This is a genomic window from Stenotrophomonas sp. 86156_Sma (genome assembly GCF_056481625.1).
Window position 1 is genome coordinate 940,283 of sequence record NZ_CM151157.1, and the last position, 21,572, is coordinate 961,854.

Sequence of the window (21,572 nt, forward strand, 5' to 3'; positions counted from 1 at the left end):
GACCACGGGATGACGGTGGTCAGGTCCCTGTACGAAACCACGGCCCCGAAGGGCCGTGGCGGTCGTGCAGATGGCGGGGTGGATCAGAAGCGCTGCTGGTATTTCATGTAGATGAAACGACCGATGTCGAAGCCACCGTAGTAGGAGAAGTTGGCGCTCGGCTGGCTGTACATGGCCGGTCCCTGGCGGCCGAACACATTGTTGGCACCGATCGAGACGGTCGCATCCCATGGCAGGTTGTAGCGCGCCTGCACGTCGTGGAAGGTGACCGATCCGCGACGGTTGTAGTCACGGCTGCCACTGAACCACGGCGCGCGCTGGCCCGGGTGCGAGCACTCACCCGGATACGTGGCTGCATCCAGGCAACGCTCCTTGACCGCGGAGAAATAGCGCAGGCCCCAGCTTAGGCCGAGGTTGCCACGCTCCCAGCCCAACGATGCGTTGGAGCGCACACGGAAGCCGATGCCGCCGTTGCTGGCGATGCCATTGCTGGGAATGGGCGGGGCATCCGCCTCGTTGGTGGTCCGTTCTTCCGCGGCGACCACATAGGTGGTCTTCCAGTCGGCGCTCAGCGTGCCCCAGGACGTTTCGATCTTGTGGCCGATCTCCAGGTCATAGCCTTCGGCCTGGCGGAACCCGCTGTTGCGGCTGCCATAGTTGAGCGTGTTGACGATGCCCAGTTCCGGGTCGCGGGTGAAACTGCCGCAGCGCTCGGCGATGCCCAGTTCGTAGCAGTCGCGGAGGATGTCGTTGGGATGGTCGGCGACGATGGTGTTGTCGATGCGGATCTTCCACCAGTCCAATGCAATGTTCAGTCCTTCGGCAAACGTCGGGCTCCAGACCAGGCCCAGCGTGCGGCTGATCGAGGTTTCCGGCTTCAGGTCGGGATTGGAACCGTTGGTGAAGGGCAGGGGCGTCTGCCCACTGCTGCCGGTGATCGGCTCGTTGCCCTGGCCGAGCTGGCGGTAGCTGTCCGCGTTGGCGATGTCGGCGGCGCAGCGTGCACGTACCTCCGGGCTGCTGGCGGCGGCGCCATAGACCGTATCGCAGGGATCACGGAAGCCGGTGGTGAAGGTCTGCGAGCCGCCGCCGTACAGATTCGAGATGGTCGGCGCACGGAAACCCTGGGCCCAGGTGCCACGGACCAGCAACTGGTCGATCGGCTTCCACGAGATGCCGAACTTGCTGTTGAGGGTTCCGCCGAAGGTGGTGTAGTCCGAGTAGCGCGTTGCCATGTCCAGGGTCAGCTGGCGTGCACCGGGGAGGTCGCTCAGCACCGGCACGCTCAGCTCCAGATAGGCCTCGTCGACACGGTAGCCACCGCCGGTGGGGCCCGCCGCCAGGTTGGTGGTGGCGCCGGTCTGGGCCAGCGCGTCGGGAATGAAGCGACCCTCCTCGCGGCGGCTCTCCACACCCAGGGCGAAGCCCAGTTCCCCGGCGGGCAGCGTGGCAAGGCCGCCACTGAGGCTGGCGAACAGGTTGCGGGTGGTGTTTCGGCCACGGGTGAGTTCCTCGGGGAACAGCCAGTCCTGCAGTTCGCCATTGCCGGTCAGGCCGTACGGGTCATCCTGGCCATACGGCACCAGTGGATTCCAGGGCTTGCAGCCGGCAATCGGTGCATCCGGTGTACCGCATTCCACCTTGCCGGTGGCCGGGTTGTAGAACGAAGGACCGGTGGAATCGGCAACGCGCTGCTTGTGCAGGTTGCCGGTAGCACGCTGCTCCAGCTCGCTGCGGTTGTACTGGTAGCCGGCTTCCCAATCGAAGTCGCGACCGGCGAACTGGAAGCTGCCTTCAAACGCTGCAACACCCTGCCAGGTGGTCAGTTCACTGGTGCTGACGCGTGGAATCTCCCAGGTGCGGCGGTTCCAGTGCACGTCGCTTGGGCGTTCATAGCCGTGGTGGCGGCCGAACGGATTGAACCAGCTGTCGGCGGACATCGGCGTGATGCCGGCCGCACCGGACTGGAACGGATAGCCGGCAATCTGGCGCGTGGTCGTGCGTCGGTTGTAGGCCAGCTGGGTGTTGAAGCGGATCTGGTCGTTCAGGTCCATGCGTGCATCGACGAAGAGCGAATCGCGCTTGATCGGCGTCTGCACGTGCATCTGTTCATTGCTGTTGCTGACATCACCGGTGAACGGTGTGTTGTCACTGAGGTGGAAGCTGTCCGGCCCGCCCGGCTGGCTGCCGCGATCGAGCGAATAGCTGCAGCCACGGGCGCTGCTGCAGCCCGGGCCCTTGAAGCCGACGATGCGCCCCCACTGCCCGACCGTGGTCCAGCCATCGTCCGGATGACGATCGGTATAGGTGTAGGCGCTGAAGCCGCGGTCCTTCGCCCAAACGCCCTTTTCTTCGACATGCTCGGCGGCGACACTGATCGAAGCGCGGTCATTCGACCAGCCGGCAACCACGTCGTACTGGGTGCGGGCACCATCGCCTTCGCTGAACTGCCCGTGGTAGACGTTGGCGGTCACGCCTTGGACGTTGCGCCGGGTGATGATGTTGACCACGCCGGCCATCGCGTCGGAACCGTAGATGGCCGAGGCGCCGTCCTTCAGCACTTCCATGCGTTCCACGGCAGCGGCGGGAATGCTGGATATATCCTGGTAACCCGAAGTGGTCATGCCCAGGCGCTTGCCGTTGACCAGCACCAGGGTGCGCTGTGCACCGAGGCCGCGCATGTCCACGTAGCTGCCGCCTGCGGCCTCGCCCGCACTGAGCGGGCTGGCACGGCTCAAGGCCGGGCTGCCGGTTGCGGTCAGGTTCTGCAGGATGTCGGCAACGGAATTGAAGCCCTGCCGCTCGATGTCGGCGCGGCTGATGGTCAGCACCGGCTGCGCGGTTTCCAGGTCGACCTGGCGGATGCGCGAACCGGTGATCTCGATACGGTCCAGCGTGGTGGCTTCCGGTGCGTGCTGGGCGAATGCGGGGGCGGCCAGTGCGGTGGTGGCCGTCATCGCCAGTGCACGACGGATCGCCAACCCGAGCTCGGGAATACGGATGGTCATGGGTCTCTCTCTCAGTCTTCGAAGTCTTCGGAACACAGCCAAGCGGGGCTGCGTCAACTCCACCGCGGCGGTGGATGTTCGAACCTAGTGAAGATGGATGGGGAGACGTATGGGCAAGCGACGAAAGCGCTGCAGACGGCCGTGACGCTTCTGCACAAAGCGGAAGCAAATCAATCGATTGCTCCAACCTGTGGCATCGCGGCGGACGCAGCGCAGAGGACCGTGTCCCTGATTGAACGCATCACGGTCAATGTGGAAAGCGACAGTCTGCGCGGAGGCAAAAAAAAACCACGGCCCCGAAGGGCCGTGGTCGTCGAGCTTCAACAGCGCGGATGGATCAGAAGCGCTGCTGGTACTTCATGTACATGAAACGACCGATGTCGTAGCCACCGTAGTAGGAGAACGACGAGTTCGGCTTGCTGTACATCACCGGCGCTTCCTTGCCGAACACATTGTTCGCGCCCACCGAAACGGTGGCATCCCACGGCAGGTTGTAGCGGAACTGCACGTCGTGGAAGGTCACCGCACCGCGCTCGTTGTACGCGGTCGGCGACTTCAGCCACGGAGCCAGGAAGGTCGGATCGGAGCATTCGTCCGCATAACGCGAGGCGTTGAGGCAGCGCTCCTTCACACCGGAGTAGTAGCGTGCCGTCCAGCTGACGCCGAAGTCACCCACATCCCAGCCCAGCACCAGGTTCGAGCGCACGCGGAACGCAAGGCTGGTGGCGGTGCCGATGGTGTTGGCAACGCCGTTGATCGGCGTGATCGCATCACGGACATCGTTGGTGGAGCGGTAGACGTTCTTGCTCACATAGGTGCTGGTCCAGCCTGCGCTCAGCTTGCCGTAGCTGGTGTCGACGCGATAGCTGACATCCAGGTCATAACCTTCGGTCTCCGCGAAACCGGCATTGCGGTTGCCGAACTTCAGGCCGGTGACGATGCCGTTGGACGGGTCGCGGGTGAAGCGGCTGCAGCGCGATTCGATGCCCTGCTCGTAGCAGTCCTTCAGGATCTGGTTCGGGCTGTCACCGACGATGGTGTTGTCGATGCGGATCTTCCACCAGTCCAGCGCCACGTTGAGGTTGCTGAGGAAGGTCGGGCTCCACACCAGGCCCAGCGTCTTGCTGGTCGAGGTTTCCGGAACCAGCAGCGGGTTCGAACCGGACACGAACGGCGTCGGGGTTGCATCCTGTGCCGTGGTCACCGGGGCGTTGCCCTGCTTCAGCTGGCGGAAGTTGGCAGCATCGGCGATGTCACGTGCGCAGCGCGCGCGGACTTCAGCACTGCCCTTGGCCGAGCCGAACACGGTGTCGCACGGGTCGCTGAACTGCGCGAAGGTTTCCGAACCGCCACCGTACAGATCGTTGATGGTCGGTGCGCGGAATCCTTCGGCCCAGGTACCACGGACCAGCAGCTGGTCGATCGGCTTCCACTTGAAGCCGAACTTGCTGTTGAGCGTGTTGCCGAAGGTGTTGTACTTGGAGTAGCGGGTGGCGGCACTGAAGCTCAGCTCACGCGCACCGGGCAGGTCGGCCAGCACCGGCACGCTGAGCTCCAGGTAGGCTTCCTTCACGTTGTAGCTGCCACCGGTCGGGCCTGCGGCCAGGTTGGTGGTAGCGCCGGTCTGGGCCAGGGCATCGGGGGTGTAGCGGCCATCTTCCTTGCGGCTTTCCACGCCGAAAGCGAAGCCGAGGTCGCCGGCCGGCAGGGTCATGATGCTGCCGGACAGGTTGGCGAACGCGTTCTTGGTGGTGGTGCGGCCGGTGGTGTGCTCCGCCGGGAACAGCCAGGCCATCAGTTCTTCATTGCCGGTCAGTCCGTTCGGATCGTTCTTGCCGTAGGGCACCAGCGGGTTCCACGGCGTGCAGCCGCTGATCACCGCGCCCGGACGGCCACACATCACCTTGCCGGTGGCCGGATCCAGGAACGACGGACCCACGGCGTCACGCACGCGCTTCTTGTGCAGGTTGCCGGTGGCGGTAGCGGTCAGCTCGTTGCGGTTGTACTGGTAGCCCACGTCCCAGTCGAAGTAGCGCTGGCCGATCTCGAAGCTGCCATCCAGCGACACTACCGCACGGTAGGTCTTCAGTTCGCTGGTGCTCACACGCGGGATTTCCCAGGTGCGGCGGTTCCAGGCCACGTCGGTTGGCTTGGCATAGCCGTGCTGGTTGCCGAACGGATTGAAGTAGCTGTCCTTGGACATCAGGCCGGTGGCGGTCGGGTCGCCCGAGATGGACACCGAGCTGGACTGCAGGGGGTAGCCTGCAATCTGGCGCTCGGCCGAACGCTTGTTGTAGCCGAATTCGGTGCGCAGGTTGACCTGGTCGGTGATCTTGAAGCGACCGTCGAAGTACACCGAATCACGCTTGAGCGGATACATGACGTGCATCTGTTCGTTGGCGTTGCTGACGTCGCCGGTGAACGGGGTCGCATCGGTCAGGTGGTAGTTGGCCGGGTTGGTCGGGTCAGCACCACGGTTGAGCGAATAGCCGCAGCCGTCCTTGGTGTTGGTGCAGCCCGGGCCGCCCTTCAGGCCGGTGACCTGGCCCCACTGGCTCAGCGTGGTCCAGTTGGAGGCATCGTTCGGGTGGCGGTCGCTCACGCCGTACTTGCTGAACCAGCGGTCCTTGGCCCAGACGCTCTTCTCTTCCGAGTGCTCCAATGCCAGGGTCAGCGACACCCGGTCATTGCTCCAGCCGCCGACCACATCGAAGCGATCGCGCGCGCCGTCACCTTCGCTGTACTGACCGTGGTACACGTTGGCGGTCACGCCGTTGACGTTGGAACGGGTGATGATGTTGACCACGCCGGCCATCGCATCGGAACCGTAGATGGCCGACGCGCCATCCTTCAGCACTTCGATGCGCTCCACCGCCGACACCGGCAGCGAGGACACATCCTGCAGGCCCGAGGTGCTGATGCCCAGGCGCTTGCCGTTGACCAGCACCAGGGTGCGCTGCGCGCCCAGGTTGCGCATGTCGATGTAGGTGCCGCCGGTGTTTTCGCCCGAGCTCAGTGCGTTTGCACGGCTGATCGCCGGGCTGCCCATGGCGGTCACGTTCTGCAGGATGTCGGCCACCGAGCTGAAGCCCTGGCGCTCGATGTCCAACCGGCTCAGTGCCAGGACCGGCTGAGCGGTCTCCACGTCCACCTGGCGGATGCGCGAGCCAGTGATCTCGATGCGATCCAGGGTGGTCGGCGCGGCGGTGCTGCCACTCTGGGCGAACGCAGGCAGGGCGGCCAGCGTCGCAGTGGTTGCCAGGGCGTAGCGGATGGCCTGCCCCAGGGGGGTGGTACGTGAAGTCATGACGAGCTCTCTCTCTCTCAGGTCGTGCAGGGACGCCAAAAGGGGCGTCGAAGAAATCGGCCGCCCACAAGCGGACCGATGACCCGATAGTAGTCTCGTTGGTTAATGCTCTGTAAAGAGGTCGTGTCGATTTGTACCAGGCTTCATCGTCAGATTTCACGAAAGCTCAACAAAAGCAGTCGCTTAGCTGTAACGCTGAATGCGCCCCCCCGACTTGATCTGCTGCGTCGCAGCAGGTCAACCAGGGGCGCATGCGCGAACCGTAACGGTGTGTGACCTTCTTTCCCTCGCGGGAAAGCGTGAGCCTCAGGCTACGAAGGGCCGGAACTGGATGCCCAGCCCGGCGATGCCGTCGGTCTCGCCGATCAGATCGGCGCGCAGCAGTGGCCGGGCATCAATGAAGGCCTGCGGCACGATCAACGACAGGCGGTTGTCGTCGGCGGTCAGTTCCAACGCCGGCAGTGGATCGTCCTCATGGGCACGATTGAGCAGCACCGCCAGGCGCAGCAGGGCGGCCAGCCGGCGAGCGGTCAGCAGCAGGCGCTCGGGCAGGGCGTCGAAGGCGGTCTTGGTCACGCTGCGGCGATGGCTGCGCACCAGCGCGGCCAGCATCTGCTGTTCCTGCCGCGAGAAGCCGGCGATATCCGAGTGTTCCAGCACGTAACTGCCATGCACGTGGTAGCCGCTGTGCGCGATCATCAGGCCCAGCTCGTGCAGGCGCGCGGCCCAGCCGAGCATGCGCGCGTCGTCGGCATCGAGCCGCCAGCGTTCCTGCACCTGTTCCAGCAGTGACAGCGCGGTGTCCTGCACACGGTCGGCCTGCACGGTATCGATGCCGTAGCGCTGGCTGAGCGCGGACACCGATTCATCGCGCAGATCGTTCTCGCCAGCGCGGCCGACGATGTCGTAGAGGATGCCTTCGCGCATCGCGGCCTTGCTGACCAGCAGCTTCTGCAGGCCCAGCGCCTGGAAGGCGGCCTCCAGCACCAGGATGCCGCCGGCAATGATCGGGCGGCGGTCGCTGGACAGTCCCGGCAACTGGATGTCGTCGATCTTCTTGGCCTTCAGCAGTTCGTCGCGCAGTTGCGGCAGGGCCTCGGCGGTAATCGCGCCCTTGCTCAGCTTCATCGTCGCGCAGATCTCGCTGATCGCCTTGTGCGTGCCTGAAGAACCCAGCGCTTCCTGCCAGCCCAGCGCGCGGTACTTGCTGGCGAAGGGCTGGAACTCGCGACCGATCTCGGCCAGCGCGTCCTTCCAGCGCTTCTTGCTCAGCTTGCCGCCGGGGAAGAAACGCCGGGTGCTGGCAATGCAGCCGGCCTGCAGGCTTTCGCGCTCCAGGGTCTGCATGCCCATGCCGATGATGAATTCGGTGGAGCCGCCGCCGATGTCGATGACCAGCCGTCGCTGGCCGGGCTTGGGCGGTTGTGCATGGGCCACGCCCAGGTAGATCAGGCGCGCTTCTTCGCGGCCGCTGACCACTTCGATGGCGTGCCCGAGCGCGGTTTCGGCGGGAACCAGGAACGACTGCGGTGAACGCAGCTGGCGCACGGTGTTGGTGGCCAGTGCGCGCACCCGGTGCGGCGGTACATTGCGGATGCGCTGGCCGAAGCGGGCCAGGCATTCCAGCGCGCGCTGCCGGGCAGCGGAGGAGAGTCCCCCTTTGCCATCCAGGCCGTCGGCCATGCGCACCGTCTCGCGCAGGCGGTCGATTACCCGCAGCTGGCCGAGCGTGTAGCGCGCGATGACCATGTGGAAACTATTGGAGCCAAGGTCGATGGCGGCCAGCAGGTCGCCATCCTGCAATGCGGGCGGAGTCGTGGTGGTGTGCGGCATGGACGAATGTTAGCCGAAGGGGCGGTGTGCTCGTCACCGCGCGGCCTTCACATTTTGGAAGAGGGGAGTGCGGCTGGGCTGCGCCCTGCACCTGCAGAGGCAACGTCAACGTCAAGAGCTGGCTATCCGTGGGATGGCGGGGTAGGTCCGGTCGAGGGGGACGCTGCAAGTCCCCCTCCGGGGCCCGGCCCAGCCGCTGGCGGCTGGGCGTTCGGGCGCTTGCGAAGCGGTGCTTCGCAAACAAAGCGCCCTCACCCATGTAGCTTCGGTCGCGCCTGCTCGTGTGCGCTGTCCTGCGCACACGGCAAGACCGGGGCTGGGCATCCTGCCCAACCCGCCCGAGGCATGCCTCGGGCCCATGCCGCTCACGCCCCCTCAACCGGACCCACCCCGCCTTCGACAGATTTCTGCGATCTGATGGTGGGTGCCGACCGTTGGTCGGCACTGATCCTATCCAGCCCCAAATCGGTGCCTACCGCTCCTGGTAGGTGTCGACCTTGGTCGACACACCGGGTTACAGACCCTGCATCAGTGCCATCTGCGCAGAATGCGGTGCCTCGTCGTGGGCGGGCGCACGCTTGTGGTAGATGCCGTCGGCATCCAGTTCCCAGGCATTGAGGTTGTCGTCCAGGTAGTTCTGCAGGACCTCGCGGTAGACCCGCTTGGCCAGCTCCGGATCGAGGATCGGGAAGCAGGTCTCGACCCGGCGCAGCAGGTTGCGCTCCAGCCAGTCGGCGCTGGCGCAGTACATCTCCGGTGCGCCGTCGTTGCCGAACCAGTAGACGCGGCTGTGCTCCAGGAAGCGGCCGACGATCGAGCGCACGCGGATGTTGTCCGAGATGCCCGGCACACCCGGGCGCAGGGTGCAGGCGCCGCGGATGATCAGGTCGATCTGCACGCCGGCCTGCGAGGCGGCGTACAGCGCGCGCACCACCTGCGGTTCGTTCAGGGCGTTCATCTTGGCGATGATCCGCGCCGGGCGGCCGGCGGCGGCGATGCGCGTTTCGCGCTCGATGCGGCCGAGGATGCCGGTGTGCAGGGTGAAGGGCGACTGCAGCAGGCGCTTGAGCTTCATCTTCGAGGCCAGCCCGGACAGCTGCTGGAACAGCAGGTGCACATCGTTGCCGATGTCCGCATCGGCGGTGATCAGGCTGATGTCGGTGTACGCACGGGCGGTACCGCTGTGGTAGTTGCCGGTACCGAGGTGCACATAGCGGCGCAGCTTGCGGCCCTCGCGGCGCACGATCAGCAGCATCTTGGCGTGGGTCTTGTAGCCGACCACGCCATACACCACCTGCACGCCGGCCTCCTGCAGGCGATCAGCCAGGCCGAGGTTGGCTTCCTCGTCGAAGCGGGCGCGCAGTTCGACCACCACGGTCACGTCCTTGCCGTTGCGTGCGGCCTGGATCAGTGCATCGACAATCAGCGAATCCTTGCCGGTGCGGTACAGGGTCTGCTTGATCGCCAGCACGTTGGGATCGACCGCCGCCTGCCGGATCAGGTCCAGCACGGCGGTGAAGGCATCGAACGGGTGATGCAGCAGCAGGTCGTGGCGCGCCACTGTCTCGAAGATGCCGTCGCTGTCGCGCAGCGTGCGCGGAGTCATCGGCGGGTACTTCAGGTCCGGCTGTGCGATCAGGTCGTACAGCTGGATGATGCGGTTGAGGTTGACCGGGCCGTCGATGCGGTACACCGCGTTCTCGGTCAGGCCGAAGTTCTGCAGCAGGGTGCGCACGATGTCGCGCGGCATGTCCTGCGCGATTTCCAGGCGCACTGCCGGCCGGTAGCCGCGGTCGACCAGTTCGTCGCGGAGTGCCAGCGCCAGGTTCTCCACTTCCTCCTCGTCCACCACCAGCTCGGAGTTGCGGGTAACGCGGAACTGGTAGGCACCCTGGACTTCCATGCCCGGGAACAGTTCATCGACGAACGTGGACAGCACCGAGGACAGGAACACGAAGTTCTGCGGACCGCCGAGTTTCTCCGGCAGCTGGATGATGCGCGGCAGCGAGCGCGGCGCACGCACGATGGCCAGGTGGCCGGCGCGGCCGAACGCGTCGGTGCCCTTCAGCACCACCACGATGTTCAGCGACTTGTTGAGGATCTTCGGGAACGGGTGCACCGGGTCCAAGCCCAGCGGCGACAGTACCGGCATGATCTCGTTGCGGAAGTACGCACGCAGCCAGCGCTTCTGGCGATCGGTCCAGGAATGGCGGCCGAGCACGCCGATGCCGGCCTCCATCAGCGCCGGGCGCAGCGTCTCGTTCCAGCAGCGGTACTGCTGGTCCACCAGTTCCGCGGCGCGGTCATGGATGGCGTTGAGGATGGCCTGCGGGCTCATCCCGTCCGGCGCCGGCGGCAGGCCGAATTCCTGCGCGTGGCGTACGGCAGCGGCGCGGATCTCGAAGAACTCGTCGAGGTTGGTGCAGGAGATGCACATGAAGCGCAGGCGCTCCAGCAGCGGCACCTGCGGGTCCATCGCCTGCGCCAGCACGCGGAAGTTGAAATCCAGCTGCGACAGCTCGCGGTTGATGTACAGCGCCGGGTCGCGCAACGGATCGTTGTCCGGGCTCACGGGGAGGGGGAGGGATCCGAGGCTGCTCATGGCGTCATTCTTCGATGGAGGTCAGGGGGGCGGACTCGCGCGGGCGCACGTGGTCGGCATCGAAATGGCAGGAGAACACCGAGCCCTTGCCGACCTCGCTTTCAATCTCCAGCCGTGCGTGGTGCAGGCCGAGGATGTGTTTGACGATGGACAGGCCCAGGCCGGTACCGCCGCTTTCGCGGGAGCGGCTGCTGGAGACACGGTAGAAACGTTCGGTCAGGCGCGGCAGGTGGGAGGCCGGGATGCCATAGCCGGAATCGCGCACCGCCAGCACGGCACCGTCGCCTTCGCGGCGGAACTCCACGGCGATGCGGCCACCGGCCGGCGTATAGCGCACCGCATTGGTGACCAGGTTGGAGAAGGCGCTGTGCAGTTCCTTGGTCGAGCCCTGCAGGTCAACGCCGGCCAGGTCGTCGATGCTGATCTGGTGGCGGCCCTGGCTGTGCGCTTCGGCTTCGCGGCGCAGGGTCGCCAGCATCGGTTGCATGGCCACGGTCTCTTCCTCGCTGTGTTCCTGCGATTCGAGGCGCGACAGGGTCAGCAGGTCTTCCACCAGCTGGGCCATGCGCTGGCTCTGCTTGCGCATTTCTTCCAGCATCGGTCCGGTTCCCGGGAAATCTTCCGGGTCCATCATGTCCAGATAGCCGTGGACCACGGTGAGCGGCGTTCGCAGCTCATGTGAAACGTTGGCCACGAAATCGCGGCGCACCTGTTCCAGGCGCAGCAGCTTGCTGACGTCGCGGGCGATCAGCAGCCAGTAGTCCGACGAATAGGGAATCAGGCGCAGGTTCAGGCGGATCGCCGGATCGACCGGCGAAGGCACGTCGAGGATCGGCTCGGCATTGCGGCCGCCGGCCAGCCAGTGCGCCAGCGGCATCGGCTGCAGGCGTTCGACCAGGGCTTCGCCGAGGTCGCCGGGGTGATGCAGGCCGAGCAGGGCGGTGGCCGCTTCGTTGAACCACTGCACGCGCTGGCTGTTGCGATCCAGCACCACCACCGCATCGGGCAATGCGGCGGCCGCAGCGCGATAGCTGCGCAGCATGTCCAGCAGGCGGCGCTTGCGCACGCGCATTTCCACCTGGTTGCGGTACAGCAGGCGGTCCAGCTCGTTCCATACGCCGGTGCCTTCTTCGGCGGTATCCCAGCGCTGGCGCGCGGTCAGGCGCCGCAGCACGCTGCGCAGGCGCCAGTAATGCCATGCCAGCGTGGCCAGCGCGCCCAACGCGATGCACAACCACAGATGGCCCGTGAACCACCCCACCAGTCCGGCGAACAGCAGTACCGCGGCAACGGTGGCCAGGGTCTTCAACCAGGCAGAGCGGATGTGGCGGGGCATTGCGATCTCGTCGTTGAGGTGCGGCGGTTCACTGGGGTGAACCGAGGGTTATAGCAGAGTTGCCGGCGCCGGCACCCGCAGGTGCGCGGTGCCGGCACGACGAGGCTCAGGTAGCAGTGGAGAAGCGGTAGCCGGCGCCGCGCACGGTCTGCACCATGTTTTCGGCGTTGAACGGTTCCAGCGTCTTGCGCAGGCGGCGGATGTGCACGTCGATGGTGCGCTCCTCCACGTACACGCTGCCGCCCCACACATGGTCCAGCAGCTGGGCGCGGGTATAGACGCGCTCCGGGTGGGTCATGAAGAAGTGCAGCAGGCGGTATTCGGTCGGGCCGATCGGCACCGGCTGGTCGTTGGCGAACACGCGATGGGCGGCGCCGTCGATGCGGATCGGGCCGACCGCCACGCTGCCGTCCTCGTCGTCCTCGCGGGCGCGGCGCATCACCGCACGGATGCGGGCCAGCAGTTCGCGCGCCGAGAACGGCTTGACCACATAGTCGTCGACGCCGGCTTCAAGGCCACCCACGCGGTCGTTCTCTTCGCCGCGGGCGGTCAGCATGATGATCGGCACTTCGCGGGTCAGGGTTTCCTTGCGCCAGCGCCGGGCCAGGTCCAGGCCGCTGGTGCCGGGCAGCATCCAGTCCAGCAGGATCAGGTCGGGGACGCGGTCGGCGATGGCGGTCTGGGCCTCACGGGCGTCGCCGGCGTGGACCGGTTCGTAATCGCCCTTGCGCAGGGCGAAGGCGACCATTTCACGGATCGCGGGCTCGTCATCGACGATCAGGATGCGTTTCTGCACGAGGACACCGTAGGGCTCGGTTACTGGAGTGGTGCCAGTAGACTACGGTTTGATGACATGTTTGTGACTACCTAGCCGGAACCGTTCGGGATTGCCATCGGCCGGTCATGCAGCGCTCAGCGGCGGTCCAGGTCCGGGTCCTGCACGCCCTGCCGGCGCAGCTCCAGCACGGTGGGGGTGATCGCCTCGATGCGCGCATCCACCCGCGCCCGGCCTACGTAGTCCAGCGCCGGATTGCGCTTGAGCGCCTGCAGCTGCATCAGCGACTGTTCCGGCCGGCCGCTGAGGAAGGCCGCCTCGGCGTAGGCCTCGCTGGCACGCACGCTGTCGCCGGCCAACTCGCTGGCGCGGGCGTACCGCTGCTGGAAGACCGGATCGTTACCGCTTTGCGACAGCAGGGGCCGCAGCATGGCCTGCGCGCGCTGGCCCGCCTCGCGGCTGCCCTGTTCGTTCAGGATCTCGGCATAGGTCAGCGCCACCGGACGGCTGTTGGGGTGCTGACGCAGCAACTGCTCGAAGCGGCTGTTGGCCTGGGCGGTCTGGCCTGCACGCGATTCGGCCTCGCCCAGCCCCAGAGCCAGCCACAGGTTGTCCGGGCGGGTCTGCAGCAGGCCTGCCAGGGTCTGCCGGGCCTGGGTGGCGCCGGCGCGACCGCTGCGCATCACCGCCAGCGCCTGGCCATAGCGCTGCGCATCGTTGAGGCCGTCCTTCTGACGCTTGGCCAGATCGGCATACTCGCGTTCCAGCTCGGGGGTGGAATCCGCGCTGAGCACCCGCAGGCGCTCGCGGGCCCAGTCGAAGTCGCCACTGGCGCCGCGGCTGAGCTGGCCCATCGGGATGCGCAGCACGCTGCTGGGCAGCAGCGGGTTGGTTCCGCGCAACAGGGGTTCGGCCAGGCTGGGATCGGCCGGGTCCACGCGCTCCCTGCGCTCGCCGCTGGGGGTGCTGGTGGTCAGCAGCACCGTGTCCTTCTTCATCTGGTCGGCGCGGGCCTTCGCCTCGCTGATGCGGGTGATGTTGACCGGATGGGTGCGCAGGAACTCGGGCACGCTGTAGCCACCCTCGTTGCCGCGCATCGCCGATGCCATCCGCTCGAAGAAGCCGGCCATGGCGTCCACGTCGTAACCGCTGCGCGACAGGGTGCGGATGCCGAGGCGATCGGCCTCGGATTCGTTGGAGCGGGTGTAGTTGATCTGGCGCTGCTGCATCAGGCCCATGCCCGAGCTGATCGCGGCCATGGTCGCGTTGCCGGACGACGTGCTGTTGCTGGCCTGTGCGGCCACCACCGCCGCCAGCATGCCGAGCAGGATCGGGATCTGGTCGCGCTGGGCACGCTCGACCCCGCGCAGCACGTGCTGCTGGGTGACGTGCGCGATTTCGTGCGACAGCACAGCAGCCACCTCGTCTTCGCGCTCGGCGGTCAGCACCAGGCCGGCATTGACCCCGATGTAGCCGCCCAGCGTGGCGAAGGCGTTGATCTGGCGGTCCTTCATCACGAAGAAGGTGTACGGCTGGCGAGGCTGGTCGCTGTTGGAGCCGAGCCGGGTACCCATGGTCTGCAGCCAGTCGTTGACCAGCGGGTCATCCAGCAGGTAGCCGTAGTTGCGCAGCTCGCGCAGCATCATCGCGCCGTACTCGGCCTGGCGGGCCGGGGTCAGCAGCTCGCCGGCCGAGGAGCCGATGTCGGGCAGCTTCTCCTGGGCCTGGGCGAGCGGCATGGCCAGGGCCAGGGTGACGGCGGTAGTCAGCAGCAGGGCTCGCAAGCAGTGGGTCCTCGGGCAGGGCGCGCCAAGCGTGGCAGGGTGGGGGGCAACCATTCGTTAATCCACAGTGTTGCGGCCGTGGCGTGGAAATTCCAGCGCACCGGTACCATATGTAGACCGTCGATCCATCGTGGAGTTTCCCGTGACAGCCCAGACCGCCGGCGGTGCCCCCGCCATCACCATCTATTCCACCGCCGTCTGCCCGTACTGCGTGGCCGCCAAGAACTTCCTGAAGAGCAAGGGACAGCAGTGGACCGAGGTCCGCATCGACCTGGACCCGGTCGAGCGCGAAAAGATGATGGCCAGGACCCGCCGTACCAGCGTGCCGCAGATCTTCGTCGGCGACGTCCACGTGGGCGGCTACGACGACATGATGGCCCTGCACCGTGAAGGCAAGCTCGAGCCGCTGCTGGCCGGGCAGGGCCAGGCATGAGCGCGGCCGACGACGGCAGCAAGGATCGCATCGCCGAGTTCACCGACTTCCGCAAGCGCATGAACGAGCGGATCCTGGGCGAGCCGAACCAGGTGGTGCGCCGCTTCTTCGCGCTGGACACGCAGACCTACCAGGCCGGCGCGCTGGACGTGAAGACCAAGGAACTGCTGGGCCTGGTGGCCTCGATGGTGCTGCGCTGCGACGACTGCATCAGCTACCACGTGGCCCAGTGCAAGGACGCCGGGGTGACCCGAGAAGAGTTCTTCGAGACCTTCTCGGTCGGCCTGGTGGTGGGCGGCTCGATCGTGATCCCGCACCTGCGCCGCGCGGTCGACTTCCTCGACCAGCTCGAAGGCGGCGCCGCCGCCCCGGAAGCGCACGCGCACTGAGGTAGCGCCGGGCCATGCCCGGCGGACACCTGAACGAACGGCCGCCGGGCGTGGCCCGGCGCTACCTGGTACGCAGGGGCCGTTCCCGCGATCCAACAGCCCAGGAGCCCCCTTGTTGTTCAAGGGGGCGCGCCGGTAGGCGGGGGGATAAGGTGGAATGCGCGGGCAAACCGCAGAGCGGTTTGCTCAAGGGGGCGCGCCGACAGGCGCGGGGATAAGGTGGGATGCGCGGGCAATTCTGCCTGAGCCGGGCACTGGGACCATGGTCTATTTGGGACCTCGGCCCCGGCTCAGGCATAATTGCCGGTGAAACTTCCTTTGCGCCGGCGTTTCCGGGCACGTCCGGACGGCGTTTTTCCCCCTGTTCGGAACATCGATCAATGACGCAGAAAATTACGGTCATCCGCGGCGACGGCATTGGCCCGGAAATCATGGACGCCACCCTGTTCGTGCTCGACCAGCTCAAGACTGGCCTGGAGTACGAAGACGCCGACGCCGGCCTGGTGGCCCTGGAAAAGCACGGCGACCTGATGCCGGCGGTGACCCTGGAATCGATCGCGCGCAACAAGGTCGCGCTGAAGAGCCCGCTGACCACCCCGGTCGGTGGTGGCTTCACCTCGATCAACGTCAGCCTGCGCCGTCACTTCGACCTGTACGCCAACGTGCGTCCGGCCCACACCTTCCCGAACACCAAGTCGCGTTTCGACAACGTCGACCTGATCACCGTTCGCGAGAACACCGAAGGTGCCTACCTGGCCGAAGGCCAGGAAGTGTCGGCGGACGGCGAAACCGCCTTCTCCGGCACCCGCATCACCCGCAAGGGCTCCGAGCGCATCGTGCGCTACGCCTTCGAGCTGGCCAGGAGCACCGGCCGCAAGAAGGTCACCGCCGTGCACAAGGCCAACATCATCAAGTCGACCTCGGGCCTGTTCCTGAACGTCGCCCGTGAAGTGGCCGCGCAGTACCCGGAGATCGAGTTCCAGGAAATGATCGTCGACAACTGCTGCATGCAGCTGGTGATGCGTCCGGAACAGTTCGACGTGATCGTCACCACCAACCTGTTCGGCGACATCATCTCCGACCTGTGCGCCGGTCTGGTCGGCGGCCTGGGCCTGGCCCCGGGCGCCAACATCGGCAAGGACGCAGCGATTTTCGAAGCCGTGCACGGCACCGCGCCGGACATCGCCGGCCAGGGCAAGGCCAATCCGTGCGCGCTGCTGCTGGCAGCCGCGCAGATGCTGGACCATGTCGGCCAGCCGGAAAACGCCGAGCGCCTGCGCAAGGCCATCGTCGCCACCATGGAAGCCAAGGATTCGCTGACCGGCGATCTGGGCGGCACCGGCACCACCATGAGCTTTGCCCAGGCCATCGCCAGCCGCCTGTAAGCGGCCGGCGTTCCTTGACGGAACCGCAGCGGGGCGCCTTCGGGCGCCTCGTTGCGTTGTGGGTCGGCTCGGTAGATCCACGCCATGCGTGGATGGCGGGGCTTTGGTCCGCAGCCACCCATGGGGCGGCTCTACAGGGGATTGTCTGTGCGAAATTCGCACAGATCATGTGCTTTTACATGGCTGGTTCGTGCGCCGTCCGCTCCGCATCATGTGCCCACTTTCCACCGCACAGGAGCTTGAACATGAACCTCACCGCCTTTGGTCTGGCCAGCCTGATCGGCATGGCCACCGTTACCCCCGTCACCGCTGCCGAACCGGCCCATCCCACCATCCGCCACATGGCTGGCGCACCCGTTGTGGCTTCGCTGGATGCGGCGAAGACCGCCGTGCTGGTGATCGACTTCCAGAACGAATACTTCGACGGCAGCGCTGCGCCGGGCTTCGCCGGTGGCCGCATGGTCATCCCCGATGGCGTGGCCGCACTGCGGCAGGCGAAGCGGGTGGTCGAGTTCGCCGATGCTCACGGCATCCGCGTGATCCATGTACAGCACGTGTTGCCGGCTGGTGCGCCGCTGTTCGCGCAGGGCAGCGTCAATGCCGCCTTCCATCGCGACCTGCAGCCGCGCAAGGGCGAGACCGTGGTGCAGAAGGACAACGTCAGCGTGTTCGCCGGTGACTCGGCCGCAGTGCTCGACCAGGTGCTGAAGGATGCCGGCATCGACACCCTGATCGTCACCGGCCTGCAGACCCATGCCTGCGTGGCCGGTGCCGCCCGCGATGCCGCAGCGGCACCGCGTGGCTACCGCGTCATCGTGTCGTCCGATGCAACTGCCAGCCGTGATCTGGATCTTGCCGGAGGCCAGCGCATCGGTCATCGCGCGCTGCATGACGCCTCGCTGGCGCAGATTGAGGACACCTTCGGCGATGTCATGGCGACTGACGCGATCCTGGCACTGCCGGTGCGCAAGGCCGGCGACGGCGCTTGATAAGCTGACGGGGCCCGCACGCCGCGGGCCCCGCCACCTGGAGCCGCCCGCCGATGGACCATTTCGCCGCCCTGCGTGCGCTGCGCGCCATCGTCGATGCAGGCAGTTTCACCGCCGCCGCCGAACGACTGGGTACCACCCATTCGGCGATGTCACGGCAACTGCGGCAGCTGGAAGAACATCTGCAGGTTCGACTGCTCGATCGCAACAGCCGCCGGCTGTCACTGACGGAAGCCGGTCGCGACTACTACCGCGAGGCGGCAGCGCTGCTGGATCGCCTGCAGGAGGCGGATGAGCGCGCACGCGCAGGGCAGGCACAGCCCAGCGGCACCGTGCGGATCAGCGTGCCGCAGGTGGTCGCCAGCCAGGAGCTGCCGCATTGGTTGCCGTCGTTCCTGCAGCGCTACCCACAGGTCACGCTGGATCTTTCCGCCGACGACCAGCTGGTTGATGTGGTCGGGGGCGGCTTCGACCTGGCGCTGCGCATCGCGCCTTCCTTGCCGGACAGCCAGCTGGTCGCGCGCGAGCTGGCCAGCTGCCTACGCATCCTGGTCGCCGCACCGGCCTATCTGGCGCGGCACGGTCTGCCCCGGCAGGCTTCGGACCTCGCACAGCACACGCTGCTGGGTTTCAGTCCCACAGCGGCGATGTCGCCCTGGCAGCTGCAGGGACCACGCGGTGCCGCCGCGAGCATCGAGGCGGGGCAGCGCCTGCGGGTGGATGCGACGCCAGCGTTGTATGCCGCTGCGTTGGCTGGCATGGGCATCAGCCTGTTCACTGCGCTGACCGTGCAGGAGGACCTGCGTGCCGGCCGCCTGATCCGTGTGCTGCCCGCCTGGCACGCCGGACAGCGGCGCTACTTCGCGCTGTATCCGCACGCGCGGGCGCTGGCGCCGAAGGTGCGTGCGCTGGTCGAGCACCTTGCGGCGCACTACGCTGCACAGGTGGGCGCGGCGGGGTAGTCGCGCGGCAGCAACCGAGGTGGTGATGGAGTCGGTGTATCTGCTGGTCGCGCTGGGCGCGATCGTCGCCGGATTCGTGCAGGGCCTGTCCGGCTTCGCCTTCGGCATGGTGGCGATGTCGTTCTGGGCGTGGGGACTGGAGCCGCGGCTGGCGGCGACGCTTTCGGTGTTTGGTGCGCTGGTTGGGCAGCTGGTCGCAGTGTTCACCGTGCGCCGCGGTTTCAACCTGCGCCTGCTGCTGCCGTTCGTGCTGGGTGGGCTGGCCGGCATTCCGCTGGGTGTGACGGTGCTGCCACGGCTGGACATGGACTGGTTCAAGGCGCTGCTGGGTGGCTTCCTGGCGCTGTGGTGCCCGGTGATGCTGATGGCGCGCTCGTTGCCTCCGGTCCGCGTCGGCGGCCGTATCGGTGATGCGATTGCTGGCATGGCCGGTGGCGTGCTCAGTGGCATCGGCGGCTTTGCCGGGCCGGTGCCGACGTTGTGGAGCACCCTGCGAGGCTTCGGCAAGGACGAGCAGCGCGCGGTCATCCAGAACTTCAACCTGGCGATGCTGGCGGTGACCATGGCCACCTATGTCGGCAGCGGCCTGGTGAGCCGGCAGATGTTGCCGTACTTCGCCATCGTGGCACCGGCCATGCTGGTACCGACCCTGCTGGGCGCGCGGGTCTACATCGGCATCAGCGAGGCACGCTTCCGGCAGGTCGTGCTGGGCCTGCTGACCGCGTCAGGCATCGCGTTGCTGGCGTCGTCGCTGCCGGTGCTGCTGGCGCGCTGAGGGAAGAACGACAAAGGGCGCCACGAAGGGCGCCCTTTGTCGTCTACGGCATGTTTCGGCTCAGCGCTGCTGGATCTTCGACAGCAGGCGCAGGAATTCAACGTACAGCCAGACCAGGGTCACCATCAGGCCGAATGCGCCATACCACTCCATGTACTTCGGTGCACGCTGGGCGACACCGGTTTCGATGAAGTCGAAATCCAGCACCAGATTCAGCGCGGCCACGACCACCACGAACAGGCTGAAAGCAATGCCCAGCCAGCTGGAGTCGTGGATCACCGGCACGTCGATGTTGAAGAAGCCCAGCACGAACGACGCGAGGTAGAGGAGGGCGATGCCGCCAGTGGCGGCGACCACGCCCATCTTGAAGTTCTCGGTGGCCTTGATGAGGCCGCTGCGGTACGCGAACAGCAGCGCGAACAGGGTGCCGAAGGTCAGCAGCACCGCCTGGAACACGATGCCCGGGAACTTGGCGTTGAACACGGCCGAGATGGCGCCCAGGAACAGGCCTTCCACCAGCGCGTACATCGGTGCGGTGACCGGCGACCACTCCTTCTTGAACACGGTGATGAGCGCCAGCACCAGGCCGCCGATGGCGCCGCCCATGGCATACAGCTTGGCTCCGGCCATGACCTGGCCGTAGTCATCGATGGTCTGGTTCCAGGCGAAGGCGGCGGTCAGCACGGTCAACAGCAGCAGGAAGCCGGTCTTGTTGACGGTACCGTTGAGGGTCATTGCCTGGTCGGGGCTGGTCACCACCGAGCCACTGGCGAGGTCGAGGAAGGTGGACTCGGAAAGAGCCGGGTTGCCGCTGCGCATACGCGTTCTCCGTGCGAATGAGGGTCAGGACGGCCATCCGGCCGATGGGCGTGAGCATAGCCGATGACTGCTTTCGGCGTTGTGGCAGGCGCCGGATCTGCGCATCCTGCGTTGACAGTTCCCAATGCGCTTGGCGACAATGACCAGCTCCCCGGGCCTGGCCCGAGGGGATTGCAAGACCGGGGTATAGCGCAGTCTGGTAGCGCGCCTGCTTTGGGAGCAGGATGTCGGGGGTTCGAATCCCTCTACCCCGACCAATCCCACATCACGTCGGATTGGACACCGTTCCGGTTCGGGCGCCCGTAGCTCAACTGGATAGAGCACCGGCCTTCTAAGCCGGCGGTTACAGGTTCGATTCCTGTCGGGCGCGCCATTGGAATCAACGATTTATGCGCTCACGTCCGTGAACACCGGTTCCCATTCGATGGCTGCACGACCCTGGGTGGCGAGCATTCCACCTTCCTGTTTTTGATGAAAGATGCCCTTTACATGGGGTGCAGTCACACGACGTGATGTCATTCCGGTTGCGGTTGACCGGCGTCTGACGTCGATCGGCTCACTCCGCAGGTGCTTGAGCAGCGCCGCCTGGGGTGGGGCAATGCGCCCGGCAACGAAAAAAGGCCAGCGCTATGCGCTGGCCTTTCTCATGTCGCGGTGGTCGCGATGGACGCACTCTGGTCGAGTGCACCCCGGATGGATCACATCTGTTCCAGTTCGCCCACCCGCACCTTGCCGCCACCGCCGCAGTTGCCGTGGCAGCCGCCGCTGATCGGGCCGCTGCCGCCGCCACCACCGCCGCCGCCACCACCGCGGGAGTTGGGCGGGAGGACGGTCGAAATCACTTCGCCGGAGTCGAAACCTGCACCTCGCCACGTGTAGTTGACGCAGGAAATACCGTTGCAGACGGTCAGGACATCGCCGGTCTGGACGCGCGTCTGGGCTGTCCAGACCGTGGTCCGGCCGGCATTGAGATTCTTGACCTCTTGGGAAAGCTGCTGGTTGGTCACCGGATCGGGATACGGGGTTGTCAGCGTGCATCCGGCGGTGCAGTTGATGACGCCAGGAAGCTTTTTCGCTTGAAGGCTCCCGGCCGCCATGAACAGCAGCACGCCTGCAATGGCGGGAATGGAGTTTCTACCAAGCGAAGGGATAATCCCAATCAGTCTAGCTTTCAC

At 66.2% G+C, this 21,572-nt stretch carries 15 protein-coding genes and 2 tRNA genes; 8 read left to right on the forward strand and 9 right to left on the reverse strand.

What is annotated here, in order from left to right:
* Positions 1–83: 83 nt before the first annotated feature.
* The 7 genes from ACZK33_RS04270 to ACZK33_RS04300 form a co-directional block, all read right to left on the reverse strand.
* Entirely contained in the window at positions 84–3,008 is a 2,925-nt protein-coding gene (locus tag ACZK33_RS04270; RefSeq protein ID WP_423174373.1) for a TonB-dependent receptor domain-containing protein, read from the reverse strand.
* Positions 3,009–3,345: 337 nt separating this feature from the next.
* Positions 3,346–6,315, reverse strand: a complete 2,970-nt coding sequence (locus tag ACZK33_RS04275; RefSeq protein ID WP_049400921.1) for a TonB-dependent receptor domain-containing protein — start codon at positions 6,313–6,315, stop codon at positions 3,346–3,348.
* A 306-nt stretch (positions 6,316–6,621) separates the two neighbouring features.
* Entirely contained in the window at positions 6,622–8,148 is a 1,527-nt protein-coding gene (gene ppx / locus ACZK33_RS04280) for an exopolyphosphatase (RefSeq protein WP_010483920.1), read from the reverse strand.
* 514 nt (positions 8,149–8,662) lie between these two features.
* Positions 8,663–10,750: a polyphosphate kinase 1 gene (ppk1, locus tag ACZK33_RS04285; protein WP_049400920.1), complete on the reverse strand. Its 2,088-nt coding sequence runs from the start codon at positions 10,748–10,750 to the stop codon at positions 8,663–8,665.
* 4 nt (positions 10,751–10,754) lie between these two features.
* Entirely contained in the window at positions 10,755–12,086 is a 1,332-nt protein-coding gene (gene phoR / locus ACZK33_RS04290; RefSeq protein WP_032129078.1) for a phosphate regulon sensor histidine kinase PhoR, read from the reverse strand.
* Between the two features lie 106 nt (positions 12,087–12,192).
* Positions 12,193–12,882 carry a phosphate regulon transcriptional regulator PhoB gene (gene phoB, locus ACZK33_RS04295; protein WP_005408258.1) on the reverse strand — a complete coding sequence of 230 codons (690 nt, stop codon included), beginning with the start codon at positions 12,880–12,882 and terminating at the stop codon, positions 12,193–12,195.
* Between the two features lie 116 nt (positions 12,883–12,998).
* Entirely contained in the window at positions 12,999–14,645 is a 1,647-nt protein-coding gene (locus tag ACZK33_RS04300) for a M48 family metalloprotease (protein WP_032129079.1), read from the reverse strand.
* Positions 14,646–14,787: 142 nt separating this feature from the next.
* Between ACZK33_RS04300 and grxC the strand changes: the two genes are divergently transcribed.
* The 6 genes from grxC (at position 14,788) to ACZK33_RS04330 (ending at position 19,578) form a co-directional block, all read left to right on the forward strand.
* Positions 14,788–15,078, forward strand: a complete 291-nt coding sequence (gene grxC / locus ACZK33_RS04305) for a glutaredoxin 3 (protein ID WP_004146039.1) — start codon at positions 14,788–14,790, stop codon at positions 15,076–15,078.
* Entirely contained in the window at positions 15,075–15,467 is a 393-nt protein-coding gene (locus ACZK33_RS04310) for a carboxymuconolactone decarboxylase family protein (protein WP_004146041.1), read from the forward strand. Before grxC ends, ACZK33_RS04310 begins: the two co-directional genes overlap by 4 nt.
* 380 nt (positions 15,468–15,847) lie before the next feature.
* Positions 15,848–16,852 carry an isocitrate dehydrogenase gene (locus ACZK33_RS04315; protein WP_008265786.1) on the forward strand — a complete coding sequence of 335 codons (1,005 nt, stop codon included), beginning with the start codon at positions 15,848–15,850 and terminating at the stop codon, positions 16,850–16,852.
* A gap of 245 nt (positions 16,853–17,097) precedes the next feature.
* Positions 17,098–17,841 carry a cysteine hydrolase family protein gene (locus ACZK33_RS04320; RefSeq protein WP_049400917.1) on the forward strand — a complete coding sequence of 248 codons (744 nt, stop codon included), beginning with the start codon at positions 17,098–17,100 and terminating at the stop codon, positions 17,839–17,841.
* Positions 17,842–17,894: 53 nt separating this feature from the next.
* Positions 17,895–18,803: a LysR family transcriptional regulator gene (locus ACZK33_RS04325; protein ID WP_423173631.1), complete on the forward strand. Its 909-nt coding sequence runs from the start codon at positions 17,895–17,897 to the stop codon at positions 18,801–18,803.
* A gap of 25 nt (positions 18,804–18,828) precedes the next feature.
* Positions 18,829–19,578, forward strand: a complete 750-nt coding sequence (locus tag ACZK33_RS04330) for a sulfite exporter TauE/SafE family protein (protein WP_032129085.1) — start codon at positions 18,829–18,831, stop codon at positions 19,576–19,578.
* A gap of 60 nt (positions 19,579–19,638) precedes the next feature.
* Here the strand turns inward: ACZK33_RS04330 and ACZK33_RS04335 are convergent, their stop codons facing one another.
* Complete coding sequence (locus ACZK33_RS04335) at positions 19,639–20,397, reverse strand: Bax inhibitor-1/YccA family protein (protein ID WP_049400915.1); 759 nt, start codon at positions 20,395–20,397, stop codon at positions 19,639–19,641.
* Between the two features lie 180 nt (positions 20,398–20,577).
* On the opposite strand from ACZK33_RS04335, the gene ACZK33_RS04340 reads away from it, so the two are divergent.
* A tRNA-Pro gene (locus tag ACZK33_RS04340) sits at positions 20,578–20,654 on the forward strand.
* 39 nt (positions 20,655–20,693) lie between these two features.
* A tRNA-Arg gene (locus tag ACZK33_RS04345) sits at positions 20,694–20,770 on the forward strand.
* A gap of 325 nt (positions 20,771–21,095) precedes the next feature.
* Here the strand turns inward: ACZK33_RS04345 and ACZK33_RS04350 are convergent.
* The gene (locus ACZK33_RS04350; protein WP_423174372.1) at positions 21,096–21,506 is read right to left on the reverse strand and encodes a hypothetical protein; all 411 of its coding nucleotides are present in this window, start codon (positions 21,504–21,506) and stop codon (positions 21,096–21,098) included.
* Positions 21,507–21,572: the final 66 nt, after the last annotated feature.